At 60.7% G+C, this 24189-nt stretch carries 24 protein-coding genes and 1 pseudogene; 14 read left to right on the top strand and 11 right to left on the bottom strand.

Going from position 1 to position 24189, the window contains the following annotated elements; genetic code table 11:
* Positions 1–15: 15 nt before the first annotated feature.
* Positions 16–513 (bottom strand): hypothetical protein, encoded by a 498-nt coding sequence (locus ACIBK2_RS39440; protein ID WP_396975255.1) that lies wholly within the window; start codon positions 511–513, stop codon positions 16–18.
* A 364-nt stretch (positions 514–877) separates the two neighbouring features.
* Between ACIBK2_RS39440 and ACIBK2_RS39435 the strand changes: the two genes are divergently transcribed.
* From ACIBK2_RS39435 to ACIBK2_RS39400, 8 genes are read left to right on the top strand one after another with little or no spacing between them, the layout of a single operon-like run.
* On the top strand, positions 878–1708 hold the full coding sequence (locus ACIBK2_RS39435) for a DUF3558 domain-containing protein (RefSeq protein ID WP_396975253.1): 831 nt from the start codon (positions 878–880) through the stop codon (positions 1706–1708).
* Positions 1705–2169, top strand: coding sequence for a hypothetical protein (locus ACIBK2_RS39430; protein WP_396975251.1), 465 nt, complete (start codon positions 1705–1707; stop codon positions 2167–2169). The genes ACIBK2_RS39435 and ACIBK2_RS39430 overlap by 4 nt, the downstream gene beginning before the upstream one ends.
* The gene (locus tag ACIBK2_RS39425; RefSeq protein ID WP_396975249.1) at positions 2166–3431 is read left to right on the top strand and encodes a hypothetical protein; all 1266 of its coding nucleotides are present in this window, start codon (positions 2166–2168) and stop codon (positions 3429–3431) included. The genes ACIBK2_RS39430 and ACIBK2_RS39425 overlap by 4 nt, the downstream gene beginning before the upstream one ends.
* 41 nt (positions 3432–3472) lie before the next feature.
* The gene (locus ACIBK2_RS39420; protein ID WP_396975247.1) at positions 3473–4276 is read left to right on the top strand and encodes an ESX secretion-associated protein EspG; all 804 of its coding nucleotides are present in this window, start codon (positions 3473–3475) and stop codon (positions 4274–4276) included.
* A gap of 60 nt (positions 4277–4336) precedes the next feature.
* Complete coding sequence (locus ACIBK2_RS39415; protein WP_396975245.1) at positions 4337–5053, top strand: hypothetical protein; 717 nt, start codon at positions 4337–4339, stop codon at positions 5051–5053.
* A complete protein-coding gene (locus ACIBK2_RS39410; protein ID WP_396975243.1) occupies positions 5050–5361 on the top strand; it encodes a hypothetical protein in 312 nt (103 codons plus the stop codon). The genes ACIBK2_RS39415 and ACIBK2_RS39410 overlap by 4 nt, the downstream gene beginning before the upstream one ends.
* An 18-nt stretch (positions 5362–5379) precedes the next feature.
* Positions 5380–6192, top strand: coding sequence for a hypothetical protein (locus ACIBK2_RS39405; RefSeq protein ID WP_396975241.1), 813 nt, complete (start codon positions 5380–5382; stop codon positions 6190–6192).
* Positions 6177–6617 carry a hypothetical protein gene (locus tag ACIBK2_RS39400; RefSeq protein ID WP_396975239.1) on the top strand — a complete coding sequence of 147 codons (441 nt, stop codon included), beginning with the start codon at positions 6177–6179 and terminating at the stop codon, positions 6615–6617. The genes ACIBK2_RS39405 and ACIBK2_RS39400 overlap by 16 nt, the downstream gene beginning before the upstream one ends.
* A 1-nt stretch (position 6618) precedes the next feature.
* On the opposite strand, the gene ACIBK2_RS39395 is transcribed toward ACIBK2_RS39400, so the two are convergent.
* Both ACIBK2_RS39395 and ACIBK2_RS39390 read right to left on the bottom strand, forming a co-directional pair.
* The gene (locus tag ACIBK2_RS39395; protein ID WP_396975237.1) at positions 6619–6741 is read right to left on the bottom strand and encodes a hypothetical protein; all 123 of its coding nucleotides are present in this window, start codon (positions 6739–6741) and stop codon (positions 6619–6621) included.
* 1210 nt (positions 6742–7951) lie between these two features.
* Positions 7952–8251 carry a hypothetical protein gene (locus tag ACIBK2_RS39390; RefSeq protein ID WP_396975235.1) on the bottom strand — a complete coding sequence of 100 codons (300 nt, stop codon included), beginning with the start codon at positions 8249–8251 and terminating at the stop codon, positions 7952–7954.
* A gap of 443 nt (positions 8252–8694) precedes the next feature.
* Between ACIBK2_RS39390 and ACIBK2_RS39385 the strand changes: the two genes are divergently transcribed.
* Both ACIBK2_RS39385 and ACIBK2_RS39380 read left to right on the top strand, forming a co-directional pair.
* Positions 8695–9585 carry a helix-turn-helix domain-containing protein gene (locus tag ACIBK2_RS39385; RefSeq protein ID WP_396975234.1) on the top strand — a complete coding sequence of 297 codons (891 nt, stop codon included), beginning with the start codon at positions 8695–8697 and terminating at the stop codon, positions 9583–9585.
* Positions 9575–9784 (top strand): DUF397 domain-containing protein, encoded by a 210-nt coding sequence (locus tag ACIBK2_RS39380; protein ID WP_396975233.1) that lies wholly within the window; start codon positions 9575–9577, stop codon positions 9782–9784. The genes ACIBK2_RS39385 and ACIBK2_RS39380 overlap by 11 nt, the downstream gene beginning before the upstream one ends.
* A 92-nt stretch (positions 9785–9876) precedes the next feature.
* On the opposite strand, the gene ACIBK2_RS39375 is transcribed toward ACIBK2_RS39380, so the two are convergent.
* The gene (locus ACIBK2_RS39375) at positions 9877–10719 is read right to left on the bottom strand and encodes a hypothetical protein (protein WP_396975232.1); all 843 of its coding nucleotides are present in this window, start codon (positions 10717–10719) and stop codon (positions 9877–9879) included.
* Between the two features lie 395 nt (positions 10720–11114).
* Between ACIBK2_RS39375 and ACIBK2_RS39370 the strand changes: the two genes are divergently transcribed.
* On the top strand, positions 11115–14426 hold the full coding sequence (locus ACIBK2_RS39370; RefSeq protein WP_396975231.1) for a type ISP restriction/modification enzyme: 3312 nt from the start codon (positions 11115–11117) through the stop codon (positions 14424–14426).
* Between the two features lie 2 nt (positions 14427–14428).
* On the opposite strand, the gene ACIBK2_RS39365 is transcribed toward ACIBK2_RS39370, so the two are convergent.
* The 3 genes from ACIBK2_RS39365 to ACIBK2_RS39355 form a co-directional block, all read right to left on the bottom strand.
* Positions 14429–15052, bottom strand: coding sequence for a DUF2637 domain-containing protein (locus ACIBK2_RS39365; RefSeq protein ID WP_396975335.1), 624 nt, complete (start codon positions 15050–15052; stop codon positions 14429–14431).
* Between the two features lie 600 nt (positions 15053–15652).
* Positions 15653–16408, bottom strand: a complete 756-nt coding sequence (locus ACIBK2_RS39360) for an SDR family NAD(P)-dependent oxidoreductase (RefSeq protein WP_396975229.1) — start codon at positions 16406–16408, stop codon at positions 15653–15655.
* A 47-nt stretch (positions 16409–16455) separates the two neighbouring features.
* On the bottom strand, positions 16456–17148 hold the full coding sequence (locus ACIBK2_RS39355; RefSeq protein WP_396975227.1) for a helix-turn-helix domain-containing protein: 693 nt from the start codon (positions 17146–17148) through the stop codon (positions 16456–16458).
* A 587-nt stretch (positions 17149–17735) separates the two neighbouring features.
* On the opposite strand from ACIBK2_RS39355, the gene ACIBK2_RS39350 reads away from it, so the two are divergent.
* Complete coding sequence (locus ACIBK2_RS39350; RefSeq protein ID WP_396975225.1) at positions 17736–18680, top strand: NADP-dependent oxidoreductase; 945 nt, start codon at positions 17736–17738, stop codon at positions 18678–18680.
* A gap of 472 nt (positions 18681–19152) precedes the next feature.
* Here ACIBK2_RS39350 and ACIBK2_RS39345 read toward each other — a convergent pair whose 3' ends face one another.
* Both ACIBK2_RS39345 and ACIBK2_RS39340 read right to left on the bottom strand, forming a co-directional pair.
* Complete coding sequence (locus tag ACIBK2_RS39345; protein ID WP_396975223.1) at positions 19153–19521, bottom strand: hypothetical protein; 369 nt, start codon at positions 19519–19521, stop codon at positions 19153–19155.
* Positions 19522–19730: 209 nt separating this feature from the next.
* Positions 19731–19793, bottom strand: a pseudogene (locus ACIBK2_RS39340) (twin-arginine translocation signal domain-containing protein); the annotation flags it as partial.
* A 452-nt stretch (positions 19794–20245) separates the two neighbouring features.
* Here ACIBK2_RS39340 and ACIBK2_RS39335 point away from each other — a divergent pair.
* Together ACIBK2_RS39335 and ACIBK2_RS39330 are read left to right on the top strand one after the other, a co-directional pair.
* Positions 20246–21052, top strand: a complete 807-nt coding sequence (locus ACIBK2_RS39335) for an SDR family oxidoreductase (RefSeq protein WP_396975221.1) — start codon at positions 20246–20248, stop codon at positions 21050–21052.
* Between the two features lie 127 nt (positions 21053–21179).
* Positions 21180–22082 carry a helix-turn-helix transcriptional regulator gene (locus ACIBK2_RS39330; protein WP_396975219.1) on the top strand — a complete coding sequence of 301 codons (903 nt, stop codon included), beginning with the start codon at positions 21180–21182 and terminating at the stop codon, positions 22080–22082.
* A gap of 161 nt (positions 22083–22243) precedes the next feature.
* Here the strand turns inward: ACIBK2_RS39330 and ACIBK2_RS39325 are convergent, their stop codons facing one another.
* Together ACIBK2_RS39325 and ACIBK2_RS39320 are read right to left on the bottom strand one after the other, a co-directional pair.
* Positions 22244–22411, bottom strand: a complete 168-nt coding sequence (locus ACIBK2_RS39325; RefSeq protein ID WP_396975217.1) for a hypothetical protein — start codon at positions 22409–22411, stop codon at positions 22244–22246.
* Between the two features lie 835 nt (positions 22412–23246).
* Entirely contained in the window at positions 23247–24053 is an 807-nt protein-coding gene (locus ACIBK2_RS39320) for a pyrroline-5-carboxylate reductase family protein (RefSeq protein WP_396975215.1), read from the bottom strand.
* Positions 24054–24189: the final 136 nt, after the last annotated feature.

Below are 24189 nucleotides of genomic sequence, written 5' to 3'. Positions count from 1 at the left end.
GAAGGGATTCGAGGGCTATCCGGCGAGTTGCTGTTTGCCGATCAGCCGGACCGTGAAAGGCATCCCGCACTGACCTAGCTCCCATTCCGAATACAGGTGCCCTGCGCACACGGCGAGGGTGTACGGGCCGGGCTCACCGAGTACCGCGACGGGTCGGCGTCGGCAATGCCGCAACCGCGTCAATCGATCATCAATACCGAACCAGCAGCCCTCCACCGTGCACCCCCACCCCAAACTCTGGAACTCGAGCAGGTCACCATGTCGCGGGCAGCCCTGCCACGGCACCTCACACCGACCCGGCAGCGCCTTCAAGAACGCCGGGCGCAACGCCTCTTGCAACACCGCCTGCAACTCATCGACCGGACCACCGAGCAGCCTTACCAAATCCGGCGGCGGACAGTCGTGAACACTGACCAACTCCCGCAACCGCAACTCCGCACGATCGAGCCATGACATTTCCGGCAACATCTTCTGTTGCTGATTTTGGGCTTGGTTGTGAGGGTGCTTATCCATAATTTGCTCCTTATCTGGCGAGGTCTCGCATGAAAGCCCCGCACATATAGACACCGCGAAAGTGGCCCGTTTTCGACACCTGTACCGGGACGAAAACGAGACACCCGCATTGCGGGTGGTCTCGACGGGTTGGTTCCTGACACCCCTGTACTGGCAGGCACACCCCCCGTTTTCGCCACCGAGCAGGGGCAAAGAACGACAACAACTGTTTGGATAGCAGCTGTATCGGCAGCCCTGTTGCCGGATCGGGACGAAAACGAGACACCCCCACCTCCGCCGGTCTCGATGGATTTCTTTCTCCTGACACCCACGTAGTTGCAGAGAACCCCCTCGTTTGCGACAACGAACGGACGGTGGTCACAGAATGGCAACTTTGGATAGCGGGCGCATGGGCAGTCTCAGTGCCAGATCGACGCGCAACGAGACTGTTGCCGCTCAAGTACCTTGGGCATCCCGCAGATGCGGACGCAGACCGCGTTCGACACCCCCGCCGTGTACATTTGATCCACACGTTGTCATGTCGCTCACCCTCGGTGGGCGGTGGCTGCATCCGAGGGGCGAGGGGTTCACGATGGTTTCCTTTGCGCAGTTGCTCACTGTGCAACCGCCCACCTGGACTGTCGCGAGACGAACGTGGAACACCGAAGGCGCACTGGTAGTAGTCGCGGTCTTAGCCACTGTGTTGGCAGTAGCAGGGTGCGGACCGTCGGGAGGCGGCGATTCGCCTAACACGTCGACGTCTGCCACTGCCAAGGACGTACCGCGAGGGTTCGACCCGTGTACCGGTGTTCCCGACAGCGTCTTGGCATCAGAGAAGCTCAAGCCCACCGGCCGGGATGACGCGGACTCGCCGGACGGGGTGATGTGGCGCGGCTGCGGGTGGGTGGTGCGCGGCGGGGACAGCTACACGGCAAGTATCCGCACCACGAACCTGACCGTGTCGATGATCCGTGCCCGCAATTTCACTGACACTCGCGAGTTCACTATTGCTGGCCGCCAGGCGATCTCGACGCGTCAGTTCGAAGGCCCGCACGTCATGGAGGTGTGCGCGGTGAATGTGGAGATGCGCGATGGCAGCCTCGAAGTCAACCTGACCAATCCGCCGTCCGCCAAGGAAACAGGCCATCTCGACTCGTGCCAGCTGGCACGGACGCTGGCGGAGAAGGTCATGCCCAGCGTCCCGGCTGGTGCGTGACCGAGCTGACCGTACGTTCACGGGAGGGGATGAACATGGCAGATGACCTGAAGCCGAGCCCGCTAGCGAACCTGATCACGGAGGCCCGAGAGGGCCGGTTGACGGTGCGGATGGAGCCCGAGGAGTTCGCCGCCATCGACCATGAATGCACCCGCTTCAAGGAAGTCATCCGGGCCGTTCAGCGGGATATGACGGCTATTTCCCAGGTCCAGACGTGGGGGTTCGGTGATCATCCGGGTTCAGGATTGATGGGAGCCCCGTCGCTGGCGAAGCAGTTTCGGGATAAAGCCCAAGGTGGGCCGGACTCGCATTACGAGGTGCTCGAGGAGCATTTCGGTGTGGTGGAGGACATCAGGCGGCTGCACGAGGCGGTGCGGAATCGGTTGATGGAGCACGACGACGAATGGGCCGCCCGGTTCCGCAATACGCTCGCATCCCTGGAACAGGAGCAGGGTCGGTGACGCCGAACGAGCCGCCCAGCGCCCTGCCCTTTGGCGACTGGCCGAGTTGCTGGATACATCCCGGCATCAAGCAAACCTTCGACAAGGTCGCCGCCGACCCCGCCCATGGTGCAGCCACCAGATACACCGAGGCCGGAACCAAATGGAGCGAAGGGCTGGAGACCTTCCGGCAGCGTATGCAGGCGGCCATCGCCTCGGCATGGGAAGGGGCCGCAGCTTCGGCGTCGGTGGATGCGATCAAGCGCTACACCGGCGAGGCGGACAAGCTGACCGGCACCTTCTCGGCGATGAGTGTGCACGTGAACAGTGCTGCGACCGCAGCCGCTGACACGAAGAACAATGTTCCGGAGTTGATCGGCGATCCTCCGTGGTATGACCTCGACGGATACCCGTGGAACAGGGCGGTATTGGAAGGCCGTCGTAACGATGCCGAAGCCGAAGCTCGCGACGTGATGGCACAACGGTACGTCGCCCCGTTCTCGCAGATCCACTCCGCGCTCCCGGTTCTGCCACACCCGACGAGTGTCGATCATCCGCTCGACATATCCCCAACTCATTCGGGCGATACCGGGACCAACATCGACACGAACGGTAAACCGCCCGCTGCCAACAACTCTGGCGCGCCCAGCACGTCCGAGCACGGAGAGCAAAACCCGCCGAGCCCGTCGTCGTCAGAGACGCCGGCCGAACCAACCACCGGACAGCCGGCGTCGACCGCGCCTGCCAGCACCTCGACAACACCCGCTAACACTTCGACCACGCCCACCGGCTACAACCCGACGACGAGCCAGCCATCCACCGTCCCGGCAAGCGCCACACCAACCTCCGCAACACCGGACACGGTCACCGGACATCCGAGCAGAACCTCTCGCCCTGGGAGCCCCAGTAGTCCTGGAGTGAACCCCTCAATCCGACCCGGCCCCGGGCGCAGCATTCCGGGCGTCCCTGCAGCACCCGGTGCCGTTCCTGCGGCGGCTGCCGCTTCGGCGGCGGGCCGGGGCGGGGCCGGAGCACCGGGAATGATGACGCCAGGAATGGGGGGCGGGCGCGGCAAAGACGGGGAGTCAGAGCATGAGACTCCCGCCTACCTGGTCAACCGCAGCAACACCGATGAACTCCTAGGCCCTCCGCAGACAGTCACAAACCCGGTGATCGGTGGCGAGACTCCCGCCACCGCACCGCCCCCTACCGAGGAAAGCCCCGCGCCCCGAAAGCCCCCCAGCGCTCCACCTGCCCCTCGCCCGCGACCGAGGGCGGGATAAACACCATCTCGCCCGGCCGTCCCGGATGAGCTTGAGGAACGATGACTACTGAATGGACTTGGGAGCCAGACGATTTCGCAGCCATCTGGTACAGCGCCGCGGTCGACAGATTCCCCCAACCGCTGCATTTCCGCAGCCGCTTCACCACGGCTGAAGCATTCGAAGCGCATCGCGTCAGCGTGCGTGAACGCTATAGCGGCGACGAGATGGAGACGATCGAGCTCGCTGCCCATACGCTGAGAACCTCTGATGTCCGGATCGAAATCCTCGGCGGGACAAGGAAACACCGCGACAACCACCACAGCATGAAGGAATATCGGATCGTCGGAGCCCGCAACCTGCACTACGCCGTGGTGCTACGCCAAACCGCAACCGGCGGTGAAGACGGACCAATCCGACTGCGCCTCTGCCGAACCGAGTCCCTCCCTGCCCGCATCGCACAATTCATCCCGCCGTGCGGTCCGGGCGGCCACGAGGCCGCGACCTTTCACATCCACGACATCGAGCAGCACGACAATAGCTACATCGAAAACGTCGCCCGCAACACGCCGCGCGAGCAGTATCAGCGCCTGCTCGGCCGTCCCGCCGACGGTGGCGGCAGCGCCGGTCTGCTGGTTGGTTCGATACTTGCCCGTCCGGCTGCTTCGAAAACGATCAGCTGGCATGACATCACCGACGACGGCCGCTACACCGAGCAACGGACCCTCGAACACATCACCGTCCGGCCAGCGACACCCCCCGCCTTGTCCACACTATTCGCGGCATGGATCGACAAAGCCGTCCAGCACCTCCAGGAAGACGGTACCGGCTGCTCCGAACCCCGAGAATGGAACATATATGAATGATGATGACATTCGAATTTCGCACTTATTGTAGAGACATACACGATGGGAGGATCGACTCTGATGCTCAAGGATCTGCTTGATGATCTGGCAAGATTCCATGCCTACACGCAGGAAATGGGAAAACTACTGAAACAAGCGCAGGCAGCAGGCCCCGAGCGTGTTTCTGGATGCGATAACACTGGGACAATCGAGATAACCCTCGATCGCTCGGGTAAGGCAGTCGGTATCAATATTGCGGACGACTGGCCGGAGCATCTAGAAGCCGGACAGATTGCGGCAGGAATCATGACCGCAATTAAGAATGCCAACGCTGAACGCGTCGAGGCAACAATGCACGATGTCGTCGCGAGCGACGTCATGTCCAAGATGGACATGCTTCGAATCGAAGACATGGAACCTACTCGCTTCGAGCTACCACAGCCGACGGGCGGCCCCCACCTCAGCGCAACTCAACTCGCCAACGAAGCACTCCACATGATGGAGAGCGGTGCTGCCGATTCGCCGAGCCGATTCGTCGGCGTGCACGAAATCGACGATGAATTGGATACTCGAATCGAAATCGATGCTCGCAGCACAATCATAAATTGCAGCGTCTCGATGGCATGGGGTCGAAATGTTTCCGGCAGCACTATTGCCTGGTCGCTGAGACAGTCCTATGATGCTGCGCTCCAAGCAATGAATACCACAGATTCCAGCCACCGAATATCAACACTGATCACTGATGCTTTAGACACGCTGATTACATCTCGCGATACCCCAACAGGAGGATTCCGGTGAGTCCCACACCGCAGGAACTGCAAGTAGCTACCGGCGCTCTCCGTAACGAAGCACGCACCTGGACGGCAGAGGCCGACACGATGGAGGGCCTGAAAACCAAAATAAGCGGCCTGGAATTCGGGCGAGTCGACGCTGGAATTTTTCAGGCTATTGTTAATAAACATACCGAGTTGGTTAATAAGCTTTCAGGATTATGTCAGGAAGGCTCGCAGCGTTTCGAGGAGGTCGGCAGCACGCTACAGATATGTGCGGATACCTACGATGCCGAAGACGCTGCTGGCAAACATAATCTCGATACTTTATGGTGACTGGAATGAGGTTTTGCAATGGATTTTGATATAACATCGTTCAATGAGACTATAAAGAAGCTCGAAGGCTATGTAGATGATATCGGAAAACAAATCAGCACTGGGATACCGAATGCTCGAAGTGCTGCATTGGACGTTGACGGGGTTGACTGGGTCCCCGGCTTGGTAAGCGTTATCAAAAAATGTGCCGAAAAGATGATTGAGGTATGCAAATGGGTATGGGATAAGATTGTCGATATCTTGAAATCCGCTTGGGCGCCGGTGACGATGTTCACGCGTGCCCTTGACTGGTACGACGTCAAGGGCACCGCCTCCGGTGTTCAGGGCACACTTGACCCGAACAACCTTGAGGCAATCCGCTTGTGGAAAGGCGCGGCTCAAGTGTCGTACATGCGAACAGCCACCACGCAGAGCGCGGCTGCTGGAAAAGTTGCCGACGCTGGGGATAAAACTGCACTCGTTCTAGTGACGGCAGCCGCCTCGGGGCTCACTTTCTATGCCGGAATGGCTTTGATTACGTACCAATTCATTGCGGCATGCGTCGCCGAGATCGGACTTTTATGCACAGGATTCGGCGCTCCGCTGAGCTTGGCGTCCTTTCTAGCTGATGCCGGGATTACTACAGCGGCGATCTGGGGCGCGGTGGCCGGAATCGCGACCCTCGTAGGAGGTCAAGCGACCGCGTTTGCCAACATAAATTCAACCGTTTCAGACAATAGCGGCTTTCCTCAGGGCGCTGACGGTAAAAAGCATTGGCCAGAATCGTTCGCAAATTCCTTCGGTGACGCATCCGTCGACGGAGACAAAGAGTCGAAGTGGCGACTGAATTGAGTGAGCACTCCTACGCGCTGGATCGTCAGGCCAAACTCAATCGACGTGACCGAAGAATTCTGCCGTTCGCCTGCATGGTTCCAAGCGTCTTCATGGCCTTTATTGCTATCCGAATTATGGATGGGGCCGAATCCGTAAGCTTGGCGACGATAATGATCTCAGTATTCCTGGTGCAGGTGTGGGGCACAGTTGCTGGCTGGAATACGTTGCCGACCGGCAAGATGCGGATTGTCGTATGTTCGGCATTCTTGGCAGCCAGCCTTCCGGTCATCGGCTTGATCATAGCCGGGTTTGTCACATCTGCCATCGCACTACTACCGCTCCACTTCTGCCTTTTATTCGGGTTGTGGTTGCAGGGATACTGGCTTCTTTGGCACGGCGGCTCACACACTCGGACTAGCCGCACGGGCAGAAAGGGTCATTAGACTAGTCGATGATCAGGAGCCGTTCGACCTCGTCTCCGTCCTTGAGTAGAACGTGCTTACCCGCCTTTTCGGCCTGATATATGACGTTTCCATATGCGACGAGTCGCCGTACCGCTTCGGTCACCGTGACACCCTGAGACCTGGAATACTCCCTCAGCGCGGCGAGGGTGGATTGGGTAACGTTGACACTCAACCGCGTGAGTGCTGAACCCTCTCGGGGCTGCGCCAGGGCGGCGGCCCTTTCATGCACTGGGTCAGGTGTGTGGGTCATCGTCTGTTCGTTTCTCGCAAGGGCTGGTCGATGCGGGAATCGAGGAGCAGGAACCAAAGTTTCCAATAGCCCACAGAAACCGGTTCGCACATGTCAGATTCACCATCGCCTCGTCGATCGCGAGACCGAGCCTGGTGTGACGTTCCGCAGAATCAATGAGATCGCAATGCCTAGAATGGAGAAGGCGACGATGCCTACGACTGAGCCCGACCATGTACGCCCGGGAATAGTCTGCGGCGCTGTGAGGTGATCCCTGGCCTTCTCGATACGCCATCCGTAGCTTATCGCTATTGACAGGCATTGCCGAAGCGTGAGTTGCTGGAGTTCATTTGCTGACAAGGATGTGTCGGTCATATCTCTCCCCAAATTGATGCGCCCGTGGATGATTCGGGCAGGTTGCGACTAACAAGGCGAATCGGGAGTGGTGACGCGCCCGGCGTCGATCAACACGGCCAAGGCCGTTGCCTTACGCGGGCATAGATCCGTACAACAGTTGCGGTGACGCTGCATTTCCCGGTGCGCTTCAGGAATAGTGAACGCCGTCGCTGGTGCGGTATGAGTCCACACGCGCGGCCACACGTCCTGCCGAACCACGGATGAATCCGCGGTTCGGTTCCCTCGGCTGGCATGGCGGGGACTAGACGGCACCCGTGTGGACGCGAGGATAAGGCCAACGATCGCACCGACAACGGCGCATATTGCGACTATCGACCAACAGATCGCGGTCATGGGCGTGCCTCCTGGCGGGCAGATCGTTCGCCGGGAACGTAGGTGGCGGGTACCAACTTTCCGGCCTGTACGAGGGTGTCGAATGCGAATCTCTTGCGAGAGCAGAAGATGATTCGGCATCCACGATGGGACTGCATGAGTTCGTGAGCGGCTGCAACACTGATTGGCCCAGCTGGCTCGCTGTGGTCTGCAATGATCGACAGTACGTAGGCTCGGGCGAACGTCGGATACGACATTTCCGTGTTCCTCTTCGTAGGCGGCGCCTGCCTCCAGTGTTGGGCGCTTGTCCAAACCGGCTGCTCGCAGCTCGTTAACACGTAGCTGTAGGGGCGGTTCAGTTCGTGACGGTGATCTCGAGAAGTCGGTCGAACAGATTTACGCCGCCTGCAATCTCTACGCCGTCAAGGATGGAATCCAGAATCGGTGCGCGTACCAAACGCATTGTGCCGCAAGATGATTTGGCCGCACTGGCGATCACTTCGTAAATCACGGTGGCGTATACGAGAGAGCGGGGCGCACGAAGCTTGACCCCATCGCATTCGAGCGCGCGCAGGCGTGTGTCGACTGCATCGATCACGTCCTGGAGAACTCTGATATCAACTTTTGCCGTGGCCATCTCGTCTGGATCGTCCATAGCTAGTATCCAAAACTGTTGCGGGAGTTGGACTGTGGCCGCATCGCGCCCGTGTGAATCAGGAGCGTCTTGGCTTGGAGCTTGCGCGGACACGTGGTGACCGAGCAATCAATGTGGTTCTGCATGACTCGATGCGCAATCTCTGGCGTCAAGTTCGACAACACGCCGTGCGCGTCTGGCGGAAGAGTGTCCACCGCGAGCACCTCCGTACATCGACTTTGGGGACATCGGGGTGCCCGGCCCTACGGTCAGGAAGGTGCGGCGGCTCTGTCCGAGTTGTGAAGCCCCCTACCGGGCACACCCCAGTGCACCACTCCCGAAAGTCCAGGGCCATACGTATCATGAATATTCAGCACAATTACCACGAAAGCCCAGCATCGTATCTACGATGAATCCCGGAAATATTCATCGCGAAGGTAGCCCCAGGTCGGAGGCATCTAGAGATGACAGAAGCGGCAGGATCAACAGTCCCTCGAAGGCAGCTCGGTCGCCATCTACGCGAGCTACGTACCTCTGTCGGGCTGACAATCGAAGTTGCGGCCGAGCTGATGCAATGGAGCTTCACGATGCTGCAAAGGCTCGAGAAGGGCCAGGTAGATAAGGTTCGCGACGTTGACGTTCGAGAGCTGTGCAGGATCTACGAGGCTGAACCGTCCGAGGTCGACGGGCTGATCGGCCTTGCGCGGCAAGCAAGTTTGCCTGAATGGTGGCACGTCTACGGTGATCTGATTCCCGAGAAGTTCGATGTCTACATCGGGTTGGAAAATTCCGCGAAACAGTTGACCATCTACCAGTCCGAACTAGTCCCTGGTCTGCTGCAATCGCCCCAATACGTCCGAGTCTCGATTGCTGTCGGGCGGCGCACCGACAGCGCAGAAGAGATCGAACGACGCGTTCAACTGCGTCTCAAGCGACAGTCGCTGGTGACCAGATCAGTCGAACCGGTACAACTGGACGTTGTGCTCCATGAGTGCGTGCTACGGCAAGTGGTCGGCTCGCGGAAGGTGATGGAGGAACAGTGCAAGGCGCTGGTCGATGCCAGCCTGCTGCCGAATGTGAATTTGCGCGTACTGCCGTTCGATGCGGGCTATCCGACTGGTGCACAGATCGGTCCCTTCACCATCCTTTCGTTCGGAGCGGACGCGAAGGGACGCGCCCTTGAACCGCCGGTGGTGTACGTGGAGGGCTTCACCGGTGCGCTCTACCAAGACAGGCCCAAAGCCGTTGAGCAGTATGGTGATGGACACAGAGTCATCCGTGGGGCCGCTCTGGATGAACAGGCAAGCCGGAGGAAGCTCCGGGAGCTAGTGAAGGAGTTTGGACGTGAGCATTGACTTCTCCCGGGCGCGGTGGTTCAAGAGCAGCCACAGCGGATCAAACCAAGACTGTGTGGAGGTCGCACATCTGGACGGGGGACACGTCGGCGTCCGGGACTCCAAGAACCCCACCGGTCCGGCCCTGGTCTTCACCCCCAGCGAGTGGGATGTGTTCGTTTCCGGTGCCCAAGACGGCGAGTTCGACCGCTCGGCCTGAATTGACCGACGGAAAGCCCCAAACAGGTTGCTTGACAGCGGGTTTGGGGCTTCATCTCTGTTAAGGGATAGACCGGCGTCGATGAGTCGATCTTATGTGGAGTCGGTACTTGAAACCCACGGCATATCTTCGCGTAGGTGTAGCCCTGCCTTATGCCGAACCTGGCACCGCACACCAGCGCCGCCGTTCCTGCAGGGCAAACGCGTAGACGTCGGCTGACCACAGATTTCGTGCCAATCGCCGGTGAACTCGTTGCGCGCCAAGAACATGTGCGCGCCGCTCTCGGAGGTGCCGTCAACCGTTCGATTGCAATAGGTCCGCTCGACGGTAACGCGGTCGGGGACATCGGGCCTACGTTCCCACGACGGGGGCTCGACGGGCTTCCATCGTTTGATCTCGATGACTGCGCCGACTACGGGCGGCTTAGCCATCTCATGTGTCCGCAGCTCGGCGGCTTTGGCCTCCTCACCGGCGATCCGCTCCGCTTCCTGTGCCTGCTCGGCCACTTTCTGTGCCCGCTCAATATCCCAGCTGCTGCGCCCGTGTGACCGTTTCTGGTGCGTTCCACGAGGCTGTCCCTTCTTATCTACGCATTGCGCGCCAGGCGGAACTTCGCAGACAGGACATTCGTGGTTCTCCCTGGCGGGGTCGTCGATAACGACAACGGCGTCGTCGTACAACCCTGTGCCCCGTGGGTCCACGAATCGGCAGATGAACTTCGTGGTCCCGTAGGTGACCGATCTGAAGCCGCCGTTGCGGCCCAGCTCCACCTCTGTGATCGGGCCGTACTTCCGCACCGCTTCGGCCGGGCTCAGGCGCTCCGTAACAGCTACGTAGCCTTGCCCGGTCCATTCCTGCCCGATGACAGACTCGCCGACACGTGCCCAGGCGACGGGCTCCCCGCACCACATGTCTTTGAGAACTCCACCGCTCATAGCTTCATCGTGCCAACAGTTGACTCGATGCGTGAGCGTTCGGGGCCGACCGAACTCGACCGGGGCGGTAGGCCAGGCGTCGGTGGTCTGCCCCGACTCACGCTACCGCGGCAGCACGCGGCGCCCGTAATTGTTCGTTCGGGACTGGCCCCGAGTTCAGTCAACCAAACCGGGGGAAGTCCTAAGCGACTGAGCGGTGGCGCTGTTCGGAAACTTCGCCGCCTCAAACGGACCTGAGGTTATAAAATGGCAGCTAATACCTGATGTCAAGCAGGGAAGGTTTGATATTTCCGAACTCGGGGTTTGGATAATTCGCCGGAGCCTAACGTTTGCATGCGCCAACCGTACGCAGCTTATATCTTGGTACTACCAGCGTGCAGTAGTGGGTGGTGGGTATGGGACAGAAGTCAACAGCAAGCGCCTTGAATGCCGCTGGCATCATCGACTCGATTGTTTCTAAATTCGGCAAAGCGGTCACTCGGAAGCTACTAACAAGGCAGGGCTCACCTGAGGATCACTTGCGGGCCCCCTTTGAGAAGCTGCTCGCGGATATGGCAAAAAGCCTCGGTCTTTCAATCGTCATTATCGGTGAGACTCGTTTGCCGGATTTGTCGATCCGGCCCGACTATGCCGTCGATGTCGCAGGTTCTCGTGTAGGTTATGTCGAGCTGAAGCGGCCTGGTCATGGCGTGCCTACGACTTGGCGAAATCCAAGCGGGCGCGACCGTTCTCAGTGGGAGAAGCTGCAGTATCTACCAAATGTGCTGTATTGTGATGGCGAGCAGTTTGCGAGATATAGATTCGGAAAACTTCAAGGCAAAGTTGCCCGCTTGTCCCCTCCGCTCGATAGTGCAGGAAGTCGCCTACAAGCTGTTGGGAGCGATTTCGAGCGAGTCCTGACCGACTTCTTTCTATGGGAACCCGAACGGCCGCGTACGCTAGATGAACTAGTTAATCTGATTGCGAACTTGTGTCGACTCCTGCGTGAAGATGTTGTAGCTGAAATTACCCGTGAACAGTCTGGTGAGTCACTGAGCCAGACATTTAGTGGCCTGGCAACGGACTGGCGCCAGATCTTATTTCCCAACCTGTCTGACGCTGCATTTGCTGATCAGTACTCACAGACAGTGACCTTTGCGTTGCTTCTGGCAAGGGTAGACGGTATTAGCTTTCAGGGACGGTCAATATCTGAGATCGCTCGATTGCTCGGAAAAAAGCATTCCTTGATGGGGCGCGCGTTAACGGTACTGACCGATCAACCGGAGGAAGAACACAGTGTCGCGTTGACAACTATGGTTAGGGTTCTCAGTGCTGTAGATTGGTCGGCCTTCCCTGATAATTCTTACGCAATGCTATATGAGAATTTCCTAACAAAGTACGACCCCGCGCTTCGCAGAAAGAGCGGCGTCTATTATACGCCGTCGGACCTGGTTTCTTTTATGGCAAGATTTGTCGACAATCTTCTCCAAATTCGTATGAATCGCAACCTAGGTTTCGCCGAGCGGGACGTCATTGTTGTTGACCCTGCGATGGGGACGGGCAGCTTCCTTGCCGAGATAGTGAATATAGTTGCTTCAACAATCGGGCGCGAAGAGGGAGATGGCGCCGTCCCATCACACCTTCGTGAACTGTCCAACAGGATAATCGGATTTGAAAACCAAGCTGCGCCGTACGCTGTTGCTGAACTTCGTATTCACACATTGCTCCGCAAGCGTCACCGGGCGGATGTTCCTGCGGAAGAACGCCGATTCTTAGCGAACGCTCTCGACGACCCCGATCTGCAAATATTGCCCATCGGGCGTATGTACGAAGCAATTGAAAGATCCAGACGGGGTGCTAATCACGTCAAGCGGGAGGAGCCCGTCATGGTGGTCATCGGAAATCCGCCGTACCGCGATAAAGCGAAAGGATCGGCGGCATGGATCGAAACAGCTGACTCGACAAGCAGTTCACCGAGTTTATCCGCATTCCGGAAACCAGGAAATGGAGGGCTTGAGTTTGTCCTCTCGAACTTATACGTCTATTTTTGGCGATGGGCAACATGGAAGGTTTTCGACGCCCATCCTGCTCATCCTGCTGGCGTCGTGGCATTCGTTTGCTCGGCTGGCTTCACTACAGGACGAGGTTTCGTAGGATTCCGCGAATACCTCCGACGGACGACTGACGAGGGATGGATCATCGACTTGACGCCGGAGGGGCATCAACCACCGATGAACACGAGATTCTTTCGCGGGAACCAGCAGCCTATCTGTATCGCGATCTTCATCCGGCGAGGTGATGCTCGTCCGGGGGAGCGCGCGCACATTCATTACACGGCAGTAACGGGCTCAGTGAACGATAAGGTTAAAGCGCTTCAGAGCCTGCGTGTGGACGATGCGAGCTGGCAGGACTGCCCAGGCGGCTGGGGTGATACCTTTCGGCCGCAAGTACGTGACCCTTGGAATGCGATGCCTTCGATGACCGATCTTATGCCCTGGTCGGTGCCTGGCATTAAACCTAATCGCACGTGGGTCTACGCTCCGGAACTGGACACGCTCCGCTCGCGATGGACGCAGCTAGTAAACGCCGCGATGCGCGATAAGGCCGTCCTTCTCAAGGAGACGGAAAGCACTAAGATTAACTCGAATATCGCGCAGGTTGCAGGAATGGTCCAGCATGCAGGGCCAATTTCAATGGAGGACGGAAATTGTCCTGAACCGCGACGAATAGCGTACCGGGCATTTGACCGGAAGTGGGTGATTCCTGATGCGCGACTACATCACAGACCGAGTCCGACACTTTGGTCGACAAATTCGGAAAGCCAGATCTATATTGTAGAGCATGCGCATCCAATCGCCAATGGTCCAGCCTTGCTGTTTACGGCACTGATTCCAGATATGGACTACCATTCTGGCTTCGGCGGTGGTCGAGTCAGGCCGCTTTTTCGAAACGTAAAGGGCACGGTTGCAAATATTTCCCCTGGACTGCTCTCGTTCCTCTCAAGGGAGATTTTATCTGATATCGCGGCGCTCGATCTTGTCGCATATTTCGCTGCGATTAGTGCGCATCCTGGTTTTGTTCGGAGGTTCGCAAAAGAGCTAAAAGTCCCAGGGGTTCGGATGCCACTCACCCGAGATGCGCGCTTGTGGCATAAGGCAATTGCGCTCGGAAAGCAAGTATTGTGGCTGCATACCTATGGAGAGCGGTGCAGTGACGTGGGTTCTGGGCGACTGCCCCAAGCGCCAAAGCTGGCGAAGAATCCCCCGAAAGTGCTTGTGGCTATCCCTGACATCGAGGATCAGATGCCCGAACGACTGGCGTACGATCATGAAACTCAAACACTGCATGTAGGCAGTGGACGCATTGCCCCGGTATCCCCAGAAGTCTTCAACTATTCTGTTAACGGTATGATGATCCTCAAACACTGGTTTGGTTACCGAAAAAGAAAACCGTCTGGCGTACAAGGGTCTCCGCTCTGTGAAATCTCTGCGAAGAGATGGACTTCTACGATGACCACTGAACTCCTGGAGCTACTGAATGTGCTTGGCGCTTGCGTGTCGCTTGAGCCGCAGCAGGAAGCTCTTTTGGTGCAAGTAATGGACAGTTCGCTGATCAGCATTGATGATCTTACTGCAGCGGGTGTGCTACCAATCCCCGACAATGCGAAACAGCCGCCGAAATCCAGCCGATACCAGCACCTTTTCGATAATGATGAAATGGATTCCTGACGTCATTCGAATCGTGGAGTACGTGGGGCGAACGTCTGCGCATCCGGGATCTCACCTGCCGCACGCCACAATCGCAGGACCCGTCGCCCGTAGTTGTTCGTCCCGGCGACACGATCCAACTCGGCACCCGTTGGTGCGCGGCCCCTAGCTCGCTCGGTCTGGTAATGCGCCCACATCTTCTGTGCGGCTGTCCGCCCTGTTTCGCACCGAGATTGCGTAGAGATCACTGCGAGACGGTGTGGATGCTCGGTCTCGGCGGTCTCGTCTTGGATGTCGGCGGTCTCGGCGCGGTGCCGTTTAAGCGCGCGGTTGAGCAGTTCCACCGATAGCAGTAGTGCCACCGGCGGGCACGCGGCCACGGCGATAGCGAACACACTCAGTCTGGGTGCCGCGGATATGTTGGCGCACAGGGACAGAGTGATCCCGAACAGGAACGCCAGCCACGCTGACCATCGACCACCCGCGCACCGATGCTTGTTGGCCTGCCACAGCTCCACCGTGGCCGTCAGCATCACGCCGTCGACAATCAGCGGCCAGATATCCGCCGTCGTCTCGTCCGCACCGAACCGTAGTGCGAACTCGCGGCCGTGCCGGTAGGAGGCGTAAGCCGCACCGAGGCAGACCATAGTCACACAAGCACGCTGTATACACAGCGCCCGGTTCTGCTGATTCGTCCGGTGATTCCGGTTGTTGGTCGCCATCAGCGATCACCACTTGAGGCTGTGCGGCGGATACCTACCGGCCTGATCTGGATCTCTGGCCCTTCAACCGTCAGGGTGTTCGGGTTCTGAGGCGTTAGGCCCACTCATAGAAAAGCCGCAGGTCAGGGACCTGCGGCTTTTTTAATCGATTATCTCAGAGGGGTTGATTGCCCGGCTGACCTGCATCGATGGTTGCGGGTTGGGGTTCGAGTGGCGTTAGGTGTCTGGCATCCAGCTGGTCAAAATGGCGTGAACTCAGGGCCCTAGCTAGCTTCTTGTCGGGGGTGGACCGGAATGGTGGACTGGCTAGCTGGCGTGGGCGCGCGTTGGGTTTGTCGATCAACAGATCTGGACGGCCGTCTAACGCGCGCTCCGCGGCATTACCGCTCACTAGTACTAGCTAAAGTCAGCCTAGGTGGGCGCGGCGCAGAACGTCTTACGCTGATGAGAGGACGTTTGCGCGCACGAGGCCACGACCCCGGATGACGCGACGGCGGCCATCAGCGGTCCGCGGCGCACGGCGCGTTAGAGACTCTGGCCGCCGTTGAGCTCGATCAGACTTCCGGTCGCCCAGCCGAATTCGGCGGAGAGCAGGGCAGGCACGGCTGCCGCGAGGTCGTTCGCGGTTCCCATCCTGCCGAGTGCGATGGTTTTGACGGCCAGTTCCCGTACGTGCTCCGTGCGCATGATGCCGCCGCCGAAATCACCGTCGGTGGCGCCTCCCTGGAGGGTGTTCACGCGGATTCCGCGATCGGCCAGTTCGACCGCCAGATATCTGGTCAGCACCTCCACCGCCCCTTTGGTTGCCGCGTAGGCGGATCCGGTGGGGACGACGCGTTTTGTCAGCGCGGTGGACAGGTTCAAGATGCGGCCTCCGTCATTGAGTAGCGGCAGAAGGCGCTGGGTGAGGAAGTAGGGCGCTTTCAGGTTCACCGCCACCAGCTCGTCGAATTGCTCCTCGGTCGTCGCAGCGAACGGCGTGAAGTATCCGATGCCTGCGTTGTTGATCAAATAGTCGAGCCGATGGGAGCCCCAGTCGGACAGCACGCCCGAAACACTCTGTACGAAGTCAGGAATCAGGTCGTGGCGCGCGGCGTCGAAATGTAGAAAAGTGAGCTTGCCGCCGTTTCCCTCGACCTCGGCCGTCAACTTCATCGCCTCGTCGGCGTCGCGGTGGTACGTGCCGATGACCGATATCCCGGCTTGGGTCAGGTGGGTTGTCATGCTGCGGCCGAAGCCTCGGCTTGCCCCGGTGATCAGGGCGATCTTCGAATGGTTCACAGCTGTATCGTGTGCAGGCGGCTGCGGGCGTGCCACAAAGTGTCCACTCAGCGGCCACTGGAGGTTTCGCCGGTGCGGGTACTGCGTGCGGTGAGTTCTTCGATCATGTTGGCTGCTCGCTGGACGTGTGCGGCGAAGTTTTCCGCCTGTACCCGTGTGGAAGTCGCGATCTGCAGTGCGGCTCGCTGTCCGTGGGGCAAGGTCAGTCGCCGTGCGTAACAGGTGAGTCCCTCCAGTAGGTCCTGGTCGTCCACGGCGGCGTCGAACGGCCGGAGGCGGTGTGGCTGTTGGCGTTTCGGGTCGAGGACCAGTGCTGCGGCGGTGAGGTCGGGCATTTCGATGCCTGTGTAGGCGTCGATGGGCAGGGCCTCGCGGCCGGGGATCATTTCGATTGCCACGAGCGAGGTCCGGGTCGGGACGACGAGGGAGACGGTGGCGCCGGTCTGATCCCGCAGTGTCTGGATGATTCGGTTGAGGTCGGTGCGGTGAGTCGCGAGTGGCTGTGCGTGTCCGGTGATTTCGAGTAGGTGCGGCGAGACTGTCCATCGGCCGTCGGGACGGATGTCGACTGCTTTGTTGCGGTGTAGTTGGTGTAGCAGGCGGTGGACGGTCGAGCGGGGGATCGAGGTGAGTTCGGCGAGGCTCGACATTTGGCGGCGCTCGTCCGCATCCGGCAGCGCGCGGAGTATGCGGAAACCGCTTTCGAGCACCTCTCGCCCACGCCCGTCGTCAACTGTCATCATCGCTCCGTTCCCGCTCGGCCTGCGGCCGCTACCATTCCCGCCTGCGACTGCGCGACATGCCACAGCCCGCGACTCTCGGTGAACCGCACCGGCACCTGCCAGCAGACACCTTGCCGCGACGGCACACTCAACTCTCGTGCTGGCGCGAGCTTAGGCTCAGCCGCTCGACTCGCGCGTTTGACCAGTATTCGGTCAACCGAGCCGCTCGGCGTTACTTTGCGTTCGCGGCCTGCGGCCTGGCCGCTCTACCTTCGGTCGTCAGGCCGGACGACTCGCCGACCATCCGCACATCGGCTAATACCGGATGTCCTGAGCCACAGCGAGTCTCGCTGGGCAGCTGGTGAGTCGTGACCGGTTCGATGAGCGCGGCATGCGGCATATCGGATGTGCAGCCCCGCAGCGGATCTCACCGGTCCAGCAGGCGAGGGCGCGATATTGCCGGGCGTTCGGCCCCGACCCGTGCCTAGGGCCTCGCTCGGTAAGCGGTCATTGCTGAACCAGTCGGAAGTGACCGGGCCTGCGGTTGATTGACCGGCGTCGCTGCGAGGGAATGTCATGCCAGCGAAGGACGGTTGCACTGCGGTGTGAAAGCTGTTGGTTTCCACGATTTCGGCGATCCGGACGTGCTGCGCGTGCTGGAACTGCCTGAACCGCAAGCGGGCCCGGGTGAGGTCCGCATCCGCGTGCACGCGGCCGCGGTGAATCCCACCGATGTTCTGCTGCGGACCGGCGGCCACGCCGTCCGGATGCCCGATCAGCGGCCCCCGTTCGTGCCCGGTATGGATGCCGCAGGTGTGATCGACCAACTCGGTCCCGGGGCTGACGGCCGGCTCGCGGTGGGCCAGCGGGTGCTCGCCATGGTGTTGTTCACCGGTCCGCACGGCGGCGCATACGCCGAGCAGGTCGTGGTACCCGCTGCCTCGGTGGTGCCGGCGCCGGACGGGTTCGGCTTTCCCGCCGCGTCGACCCTGCTGATGAACGCGATGACCGCACGCCTCGCTCTGGACGCGCTGGCCATACCGCCCGGCGGAACTGTCGCCGTGACCGGTGCGGCAGGCGCGGTCGGCGGATACGCGGTCGAGCTGGCCAAGGCCGACGGACTGACCGTCATCGCGGACGCCGCCCCGCACGACATCGATCGGGTCCGCCGGTTCGGCGCCGACCACATCGTCGAGCGCGGCCGCGACGTCGCCGCCCGCATTCGCGCGCTGGCACCCGATGGGGTTACCGGCTTGGTGGACGGCTCGATGCAGACCATCGAAGCAGTGCCCGCCATCGCCGATGGTGGAACACTGGCCGAACTGCGAGGCTGGCCCGGCCCGGCCGAGCGCGGCGTGCGCGTGTGTCCGGTGATGGTGACCGACGGCATCACCGACACCGAGGCACTGAACACGCTGCGCCACCAAGCCGAGGACGGCACCCTGACGTTGCATGTCGCCGACGTGTTGCCCGCCACCGAGGCGGCCAGAGCCCATCGCATGGTGGAAGCCGGTGGTCTGCGTGGGCGGGTGGTACTGGACTTCTCTTGAACCGGGACGGCTCGCCGAGCGGCTGAAACTCCGGACATGAGCAAGCTGCGGGCCGACGTCGGTGCCGACTGGGACTTTGTCTCTTGCTCCCACAGCGCCGAAAAGATGCTGTCCCCGTTGATCATTGATGTGGTGACCCAGTGCGCGCAGTTCTGACTGCACTCGTCGTGAACGCCACATAATCGGCATGTGCGCGCGTTGGGAAGCTGTGCCAGGCCAACCATTCTGGACTGCTGACCAACGCGCGCCACGAGTGCCATTACAGCGGGTTCGGACGACTTCGCGATGCCACCCTCCGGAGGATCAGGAACGACGGACTGCCCGCGGCCGTCGGACAGCGTGACCGGTGTCTGGCTGTCCAACGGCCGCGTTCGACTACGCCGGATCGGAACGGCAGCTGTGGCTGTCGGCGGTGAGTCGTCCCAGGCGGCCCGCGCCTGGTTTCGATCCTGGCGCGAGGTCGCGCCGGACTTCAGCCCTTCGATGTGGCGGGGACGCAGTGCCTCGCCTTCGCTTTGAGAGTTTGCACCATCTCTCCGATCTTCTCGCCCTTCAGCTGGGGGAGGGCCATGCGCGCGTCGTCCTCGATTTCCGAAAAATTCTTCGCCTGTTCTTCTTCGGTAAAATTCTTGGGAGGGTTTCTGGCGAATTGTGTGTTGATGATCCTGATGAAAGTCTTCAGTTCTTTGTCGTTCAGTCCCATTTGTTCCTGAGCGCCCGTGACCTCCTTTTCGAGACACGTGGTGAATGCTTTATTCCGTGCTGTGTTGTCCTCCTGGCCGTGTGCAGCAGCGGGGCTGATCAGGGCAAGGGCCACCACCGCCAGTGTCGCGGTGAGCATGCGGTGAGATGTCACAGTTCCTCTACCTTCCATTCGGGCGAGCTCGGTCGATCGCGGAATTACGGCAGGGCAAGGAGATTATTTCCGCCTGGACAGTATCCCCTTTTGAGCACCGCGAGCAGACATTCACCGGATACAGGCGCCGCAGTGACTCACCCCCAGCGATTCCACGCGAGATCTCCTCGCGCTCAAACAAACTCAGTCGCAACTCACCGCGACGGCGAGGCACCGACCGCACCCCCGCCACAGCGTTTGAGCAGATCACGCCTCGTCGAGAGATGCCTGGCGCAGCACCTTCACCGCCTGGCCTGAACGCCACCTGCGCCAGACTTCATCGACTTGGCTTCCGACAACGCCGTCCTGGTCATCCACACCACATCCCCGATTCGTCGCGAGAATCAAGTGTTGTGCTGACCTATTGAGACCATCGGCAATCGGGGATGTTCTGAGCCGCACCCGGTCTCGCCCGTCGAACGCGCGCCCAGCGGCATTATCGGACTTTTGAGCCGTTGCGCGGTCAGCCACTACGGGCCGGTCATCACCGGGCTTTGTCGGGGTCGATTGTCGCAGCGTGAGCCAGCGCACCAGGCAAGGGCGGCTCTGGCAGTACCTGTACCACCAGGGTCTGCCAGAGGTTGGAAACGTCTGCCAATCTCGTTGAGTAGGCGCCCTGAACGATATAGCCGATCGGCGCATTCTTTCACGACAGAAAAGACGGAGACCAATGGCGGACAGCCAATTCACCACTCACACAGAACGTTTCGATCTCAGTGGGAAGTACGCCCTTGTCACTGGCGGCACCAGAGGCATTGGGATGATGATCGCGCGCGGGCTTCTCCAGGCGGGCGCCCGCGTCGTCATCAGCTCACGCAATGCGGACACGTGCGCGGAGGCGCAGCATCTACTGTCCGAGTTCGGCGACGTTCAAGCAATCCCCGCCGACCTGTCCAGGCACGACGAGTGTCAGCGCCTCGCTGATCTGGTCGAGACCAACTCGGAACGCCTGGACATCCTCGTCAACAACGCGGGAGCGATGTGGCGCGAGCCGCTGGAGACGTTCCCGGACGAGGCATGGGACGCGGTGATCGATCTCAACCTCAAGTCGCCGTTCTGGCTGGTGCAGGCGCTGCTGCCCGCACTTCGCCGGGCGGGCACCGCCGATGATCCCGCGCGGATCATCAACATCGGGAGTATCGCCGCAATCCACGTCGCCGAGTCACCCAACTACTCGTACGCCAGCAGCAAAGCGGCGCTTCATCAACTCACCAGAGTGCTTGCCAGAGAGCTGGGGCCACAGCACATCACAGTGAACGCGGTAGCGCCGGGAGTGTTCCCGTCGCACATGATGGCGTCCGCGCTCGATGTCATCGGTGACACGATCACGGCGGCGACCCCGCTGCGTCGGCTCGGCCGCGACGACGACATGGCCGGTAGCGCAGTGTTTCTCGCTAGCCGGGCCGGGTCCTACCTCACGGGCACCATCATCGCGGTAGATGGCGGCATCGCGACGACCGCCTCGGGCACCCCCTAGGCGTCGGCGCGAGGCTTTGACCAGCGGATGACGGCCCTCGTGAACACCTCCGAGTCGGGTCTCGGCGCAGTTATCGGGGTACCCGCAGTGCCTCCCTCGGGTCCCGGGACGGGCTTACGGTGGAGGGATGGCCACGATGGATCTGCGCACCGACATCCGGGAGTTTCTCAGCTCGCGTCGCGCCCGTATCACACCCGAACAGGCGGGCCTGCCCGCTTACGGCGGCAATCGTCGGGTCAAAGGGCTCCGTCGCGAGGAGGTAGCGCTCCTGGCGGGGGTATCAGTCGACTATTACGTGCGCTTGGAGCGCGGTAGCCTCGCTGGCGCCTCCGATGGCGTACTCGACGCGTTGGCCTCTGCTTTGCAACTCGACGAGGCCGAGCGCGATCACCTGATTCACCTCGCGCGCCGATCTGGGGCGCTCAGCGGTGCACGTCGGCGCAGGCATTCCGTGCCGGTGCGCTCGACGCTGCAGCAGGTGCTCGACGCCATCTCCGATGCGCCGGCCTGGGTCTGTAACGGGCGTTATGATGTGCTCGCCATCAATCACCTCGCCCGCGCGCTGTTTTCACCGATTCTGGCGGAACCGCGACGGCCCGCGAACACAGCACGATTCGTCTATCTGGCTCCCGAGGCGGCCAGAGAATTCTTTGTCGACTACGACCGGATTGCCGGTGATGTGGCCGCGAAGCTGCGCATGGAAGCCGGCCACAATCCGCACGATGAGGAGCTGATCGCGTTGATCGGTGAACTGTCAACGCGCAGTGAGGTATTCCGGCAGCGGTGGGCATCTCGGGACGTGCGGCTGCACCGGTCCGGACGTAAGCGGGTGCGCCATCCGGTCGTGGGTCGGCTCGACTTGGATGTCGAGTCCCTGGAACTGCCTGCGGAACCCGGCCTGCACCTCACCGTCTACACCGCATCCGTGGGCACGCCGACCGCTGACAATTTAGCGCTCCTGGCGTCGTGGGCGGCCACCCAAAAGACGCCGGCGACCGAGATCTTCCCGAGGTATACGGATCATCAATAGCACTGGCCCCCAACTGCATCCTCACCGACCACATGACCGCAGCCACGTGATATTTCAGCATCCTGCGTTGCCGGGTAGGCCGGGCGCATTACTGCGCCCGGCCCCCCTCAGAACCGGACGTGCACATTACTATGCATCCGGCTCAAGCAAGCTCGCAGCGGTCAGGAGCCGTCGTCGCCGTACATGTCCTCACCGTGCCCCAATCCTTCAGTGACACAGACGAAGACGTTGCCCTCTGGTCCGTTCACCTTCACGGCTCTCGCCGCTCCGGCGTCTAACTTGTCCGTCGGTTCCAGCGTCTTGACCACCGTCTTCCACCACGAGCTCACCTGGCCCGCGTCAGCTCCCTTTCGGGCCCGGACACATCTGGTCCGGTATCCGGTCGGTTATCCACGATCATCTGGCGGAGGGGCCAGTCATTGCGATCGTGGTTTCCCGTTGCCTTTCGGCCACCGGCATTCGCTTCTCGAGCCATCCCAATCCCGCTCGGGGAGTTCAGCTTTCCTCACGGTCGGCCTACCCGACACCAACTTTCGATGCCTGGACCCCGTCGGGGTTACCACGTTCCACACGCGCGAGATACGACCGGGCAGGGTGCCTTCTATATCCCGGGGACGGCGGTGCTCTCCCGGTCGAGTGCCGTCCTCGACCGGCGCCTGCCGCCTTTCAACGGCTGGTCCCTGCCCCCTGCCAACTGCTATCCATCGAGCAGGGTCCGCATTACGAGACATCAACGAAGGTTCACGCGATTCACCCGTCCGGCCTGCCCCTGGCCCGTGGTCTCCGGATGGAACGGAAACCCTTCGGCGTTCCTGAGCTTCGCACCCTGCCGTTACCAGCAACTCACGTCAGAGCGGGGCCGGGCATCGAGCACGCACCCGGAACTCACACAGCCGAAACCAAGTTCGGCCCTCCTATCTGCGAGTTCACTCGCATCGTGTGACATCGTGTCGCAACGGCAGAGGCGGACGTTCCAGCGGCATCGATGGCCGACCGGTCCGGGGCCGGCCACTGTCCGCTCGGAACGCGCGCCCAGGGGAGCCATTATCGCTCACTCGTTCCGACTGAAGTCAGCATGGATGAGTGCGATACAGAACGACTTACGCTGATTGTCGGGTGTTCGCGGTTGGCCGCTGAGAGTGTCAGATGATTGACTGCGGGAAGTCACAGCGATGGCAGAGTCTTGGCACGCTCGTTGTCGGTGGTCGCCTGAAAAGCGGCTCGCCATGCTGCTGTCAGGTCGTCGTGGCTGGCCTCGACAGCGGCCGCGGTGTTGCCGCCTGGTACGGCGACCCGATCGATGATCTCGTCCAAGTGCACGCCCAGTGCCAGCAACTGGCTCACGGTGTTGATGCTCTGGGCGATCAGCTGTTCGGCCAGATCGGGCGATAGTTGCGTGGTCCGCTCGAGCTGTGCGCAGACCATCGATCGCGCGGTGTTGGCCAGTAGAGCTGGGCCGCACGAAGCAAGGTCGGTGGCCGCGCGTCCCTGGTCTTCGGTGATCAGGAATGGTCGGGAGAATCGACGCAGCAGGGTGATCATTTCGTCGACGGCTTGTTCGCCGAGGCCGGGCCCCGGCGTGAACAGCGTTGCGCCGGTGCCGATTTCGTTGCCGACGCTGGGGATCAGCTTGGCGACAGGTCCGGGGACGCTGTCGGCCAAGGCCTGCAGTGGTAGCCCATTGTTGATCGTGACCAGGACGTGTTGGTCGGTCAACCGAGGCCGGATGTCGTCCAACACGGCGGGGAGGTGGGTGTTGCGCACGCAGAGCACGATGAGCGCAGTTCGGTTGGGCAGCTCGGCCAATGGCACGACCGTGATGGATGGCACTGCCTCATGGACTCGCGCGATGCTGGCCTCCGAGCGGCCTGCCGCGAACAGGCAATCCGGCTCGAGCGCTCTGGCGAACCCGGTGGCAAGGGTCAATCCCATCCGGCCCAATCCAACGATGCCAACAGATCGTGTCGTCATGACCACGATCATTTCAAGGCGCTGTCGTGGTGTGCCAGGCAACCAGGGCAGTACCTCGTCGAAGTGCGGGCGATGCCTCAGACACTCGCGACCGCATTCATTCGGTGGGGCGTGAGCGCGATCAGTACTCGATCAC

Origin of the sequence: Nocardia sp. NPDC050175 (assembly GCF_044459885.1) — a bacterium.
GTDB lineage: Bacteria > Actinomycetota > Actinomycetes > Mycobacteriales > Mycobacteriaceae > Nocardia.
This window is presented reverse-complemented; position numbering and strand designations above follow the sequence as displayed.

What these genes read in the sequence shown, in the direction of transcription:
- ACIBK2_RS39440 (WP_396975255.1), bottom strand. Translation starts at nt 513, where the DNA reads ATGGATAAGCACCCTCACAACCAAGCCCAAAATCAGCAACAGAAGATG.
- ACIBK2_RS39435 (WP_396975253.1), top strand. Translation starts at nt 878, where the DNA reads ATGGCAACTTTGGATAGCGGGCGCATGGGCAGTCTCAGTGCCAGATCG.
- ACIBK2_RS39420 (WP_396975247.1), top strand. Translation starts at nt 3,473, where the DNA reads ATGACTACTGAATGGACTTGGGAGCCAGACGATTTCGCAGCCATCTGG.
- ACIBK2_RS39415 (WP_396975245.1), top strand. Translation starts at nt 4,337, where the DNA reads ATGCTCAAGGATCTGCTTGATGATCTGGCAAGATTCCATGCCTACACG.
- ACIBK2_RS39405 (WP_396975241.1), top strand. Translation starts at nt 5,380, where the DNA reads ATGGATTTTGATATAACATCGTTCAATGAGACTATAAAGAAGCTCGAA.
- ACIBK2_RS39390 (WP_396975235.1), bottom strand. Translation starts at nt 8,251, where the DNA reads ATGGACGATCCAGACGAGATGGCCACGGCAAAAGTTGATATCAGAGTT.
- ACIBK2_RS39385 (WP_396975234.1), top strand. Translation starts at nt 8,695, where the DNA reads ATGACAGAAGCGGCAGGATCAACAGTCCCTCGAAGGCAGCTCGGTCGC.
- ACIBK2_RS39375 (WP_396975232.1), bottom strand. Translation starts at nt 10,719, where the DNA reads ATGAGCGGTGGAGTTCTCAAAGACATGTGGTGCGGGGAGCCCGTCGCC.
- ACIBK2_RS39370 (WP_396975231.1), top strand. Translation starts at nt 11,115, where the DNA reads ATGGGACAGAAGTCAACAGCAAGCGCCTTGAATGCCGCTGGCATCATC.
- ACIBK2_RS39365 (WP_396975335.1), bottom strand. Translation starts at nt 15,052, where the DNA reads ATGGTCTGCCTCGGTGCGGCTTACGCCTCCTACCGGCACGGCCGCGAG.
- ACIBK2_RS39355 (WP_396975227.1), bottom strand. Translation starts at nt 17,148, where the DNA reads ATGACAGTTGACGACGGGCGTGGGCGAGAGGTGCTCGAAAGCGGTTTC.
- ACIBK2_RS39345 (WP_396975223.1), bottom strand. Translation starts at nt 19,521, where the DNA reads ATGCTCACCGCGACACTGGCGGTGGTGGCCCTTGCCCTGATCAGCCCC.
- ACIBK2_RS39335 (WP_396975221.1), top strand. Translation starts at nt 20,246, where the DNA reads ATGGCGGACAGCCAATTCACCACTCACACAGAACGTTTCGATCTCAGT.
- ACIBK2_RS39330 (WP_396975219.1), top strand. Translation starts at nt 21,180, where the DNA reads ATGGCCACGATGGATCTGCGCACCGACATCCGGGAGTTTCTCAGCTCG.
- ACIBK2_RS39320 (WP_396975215.1), bottom strand. Translation starts at nt 24,053, where the DNA reads ATGACGACACGATCTGTTGGCATCGTTGGATTGGGCCGGATGGGATTG.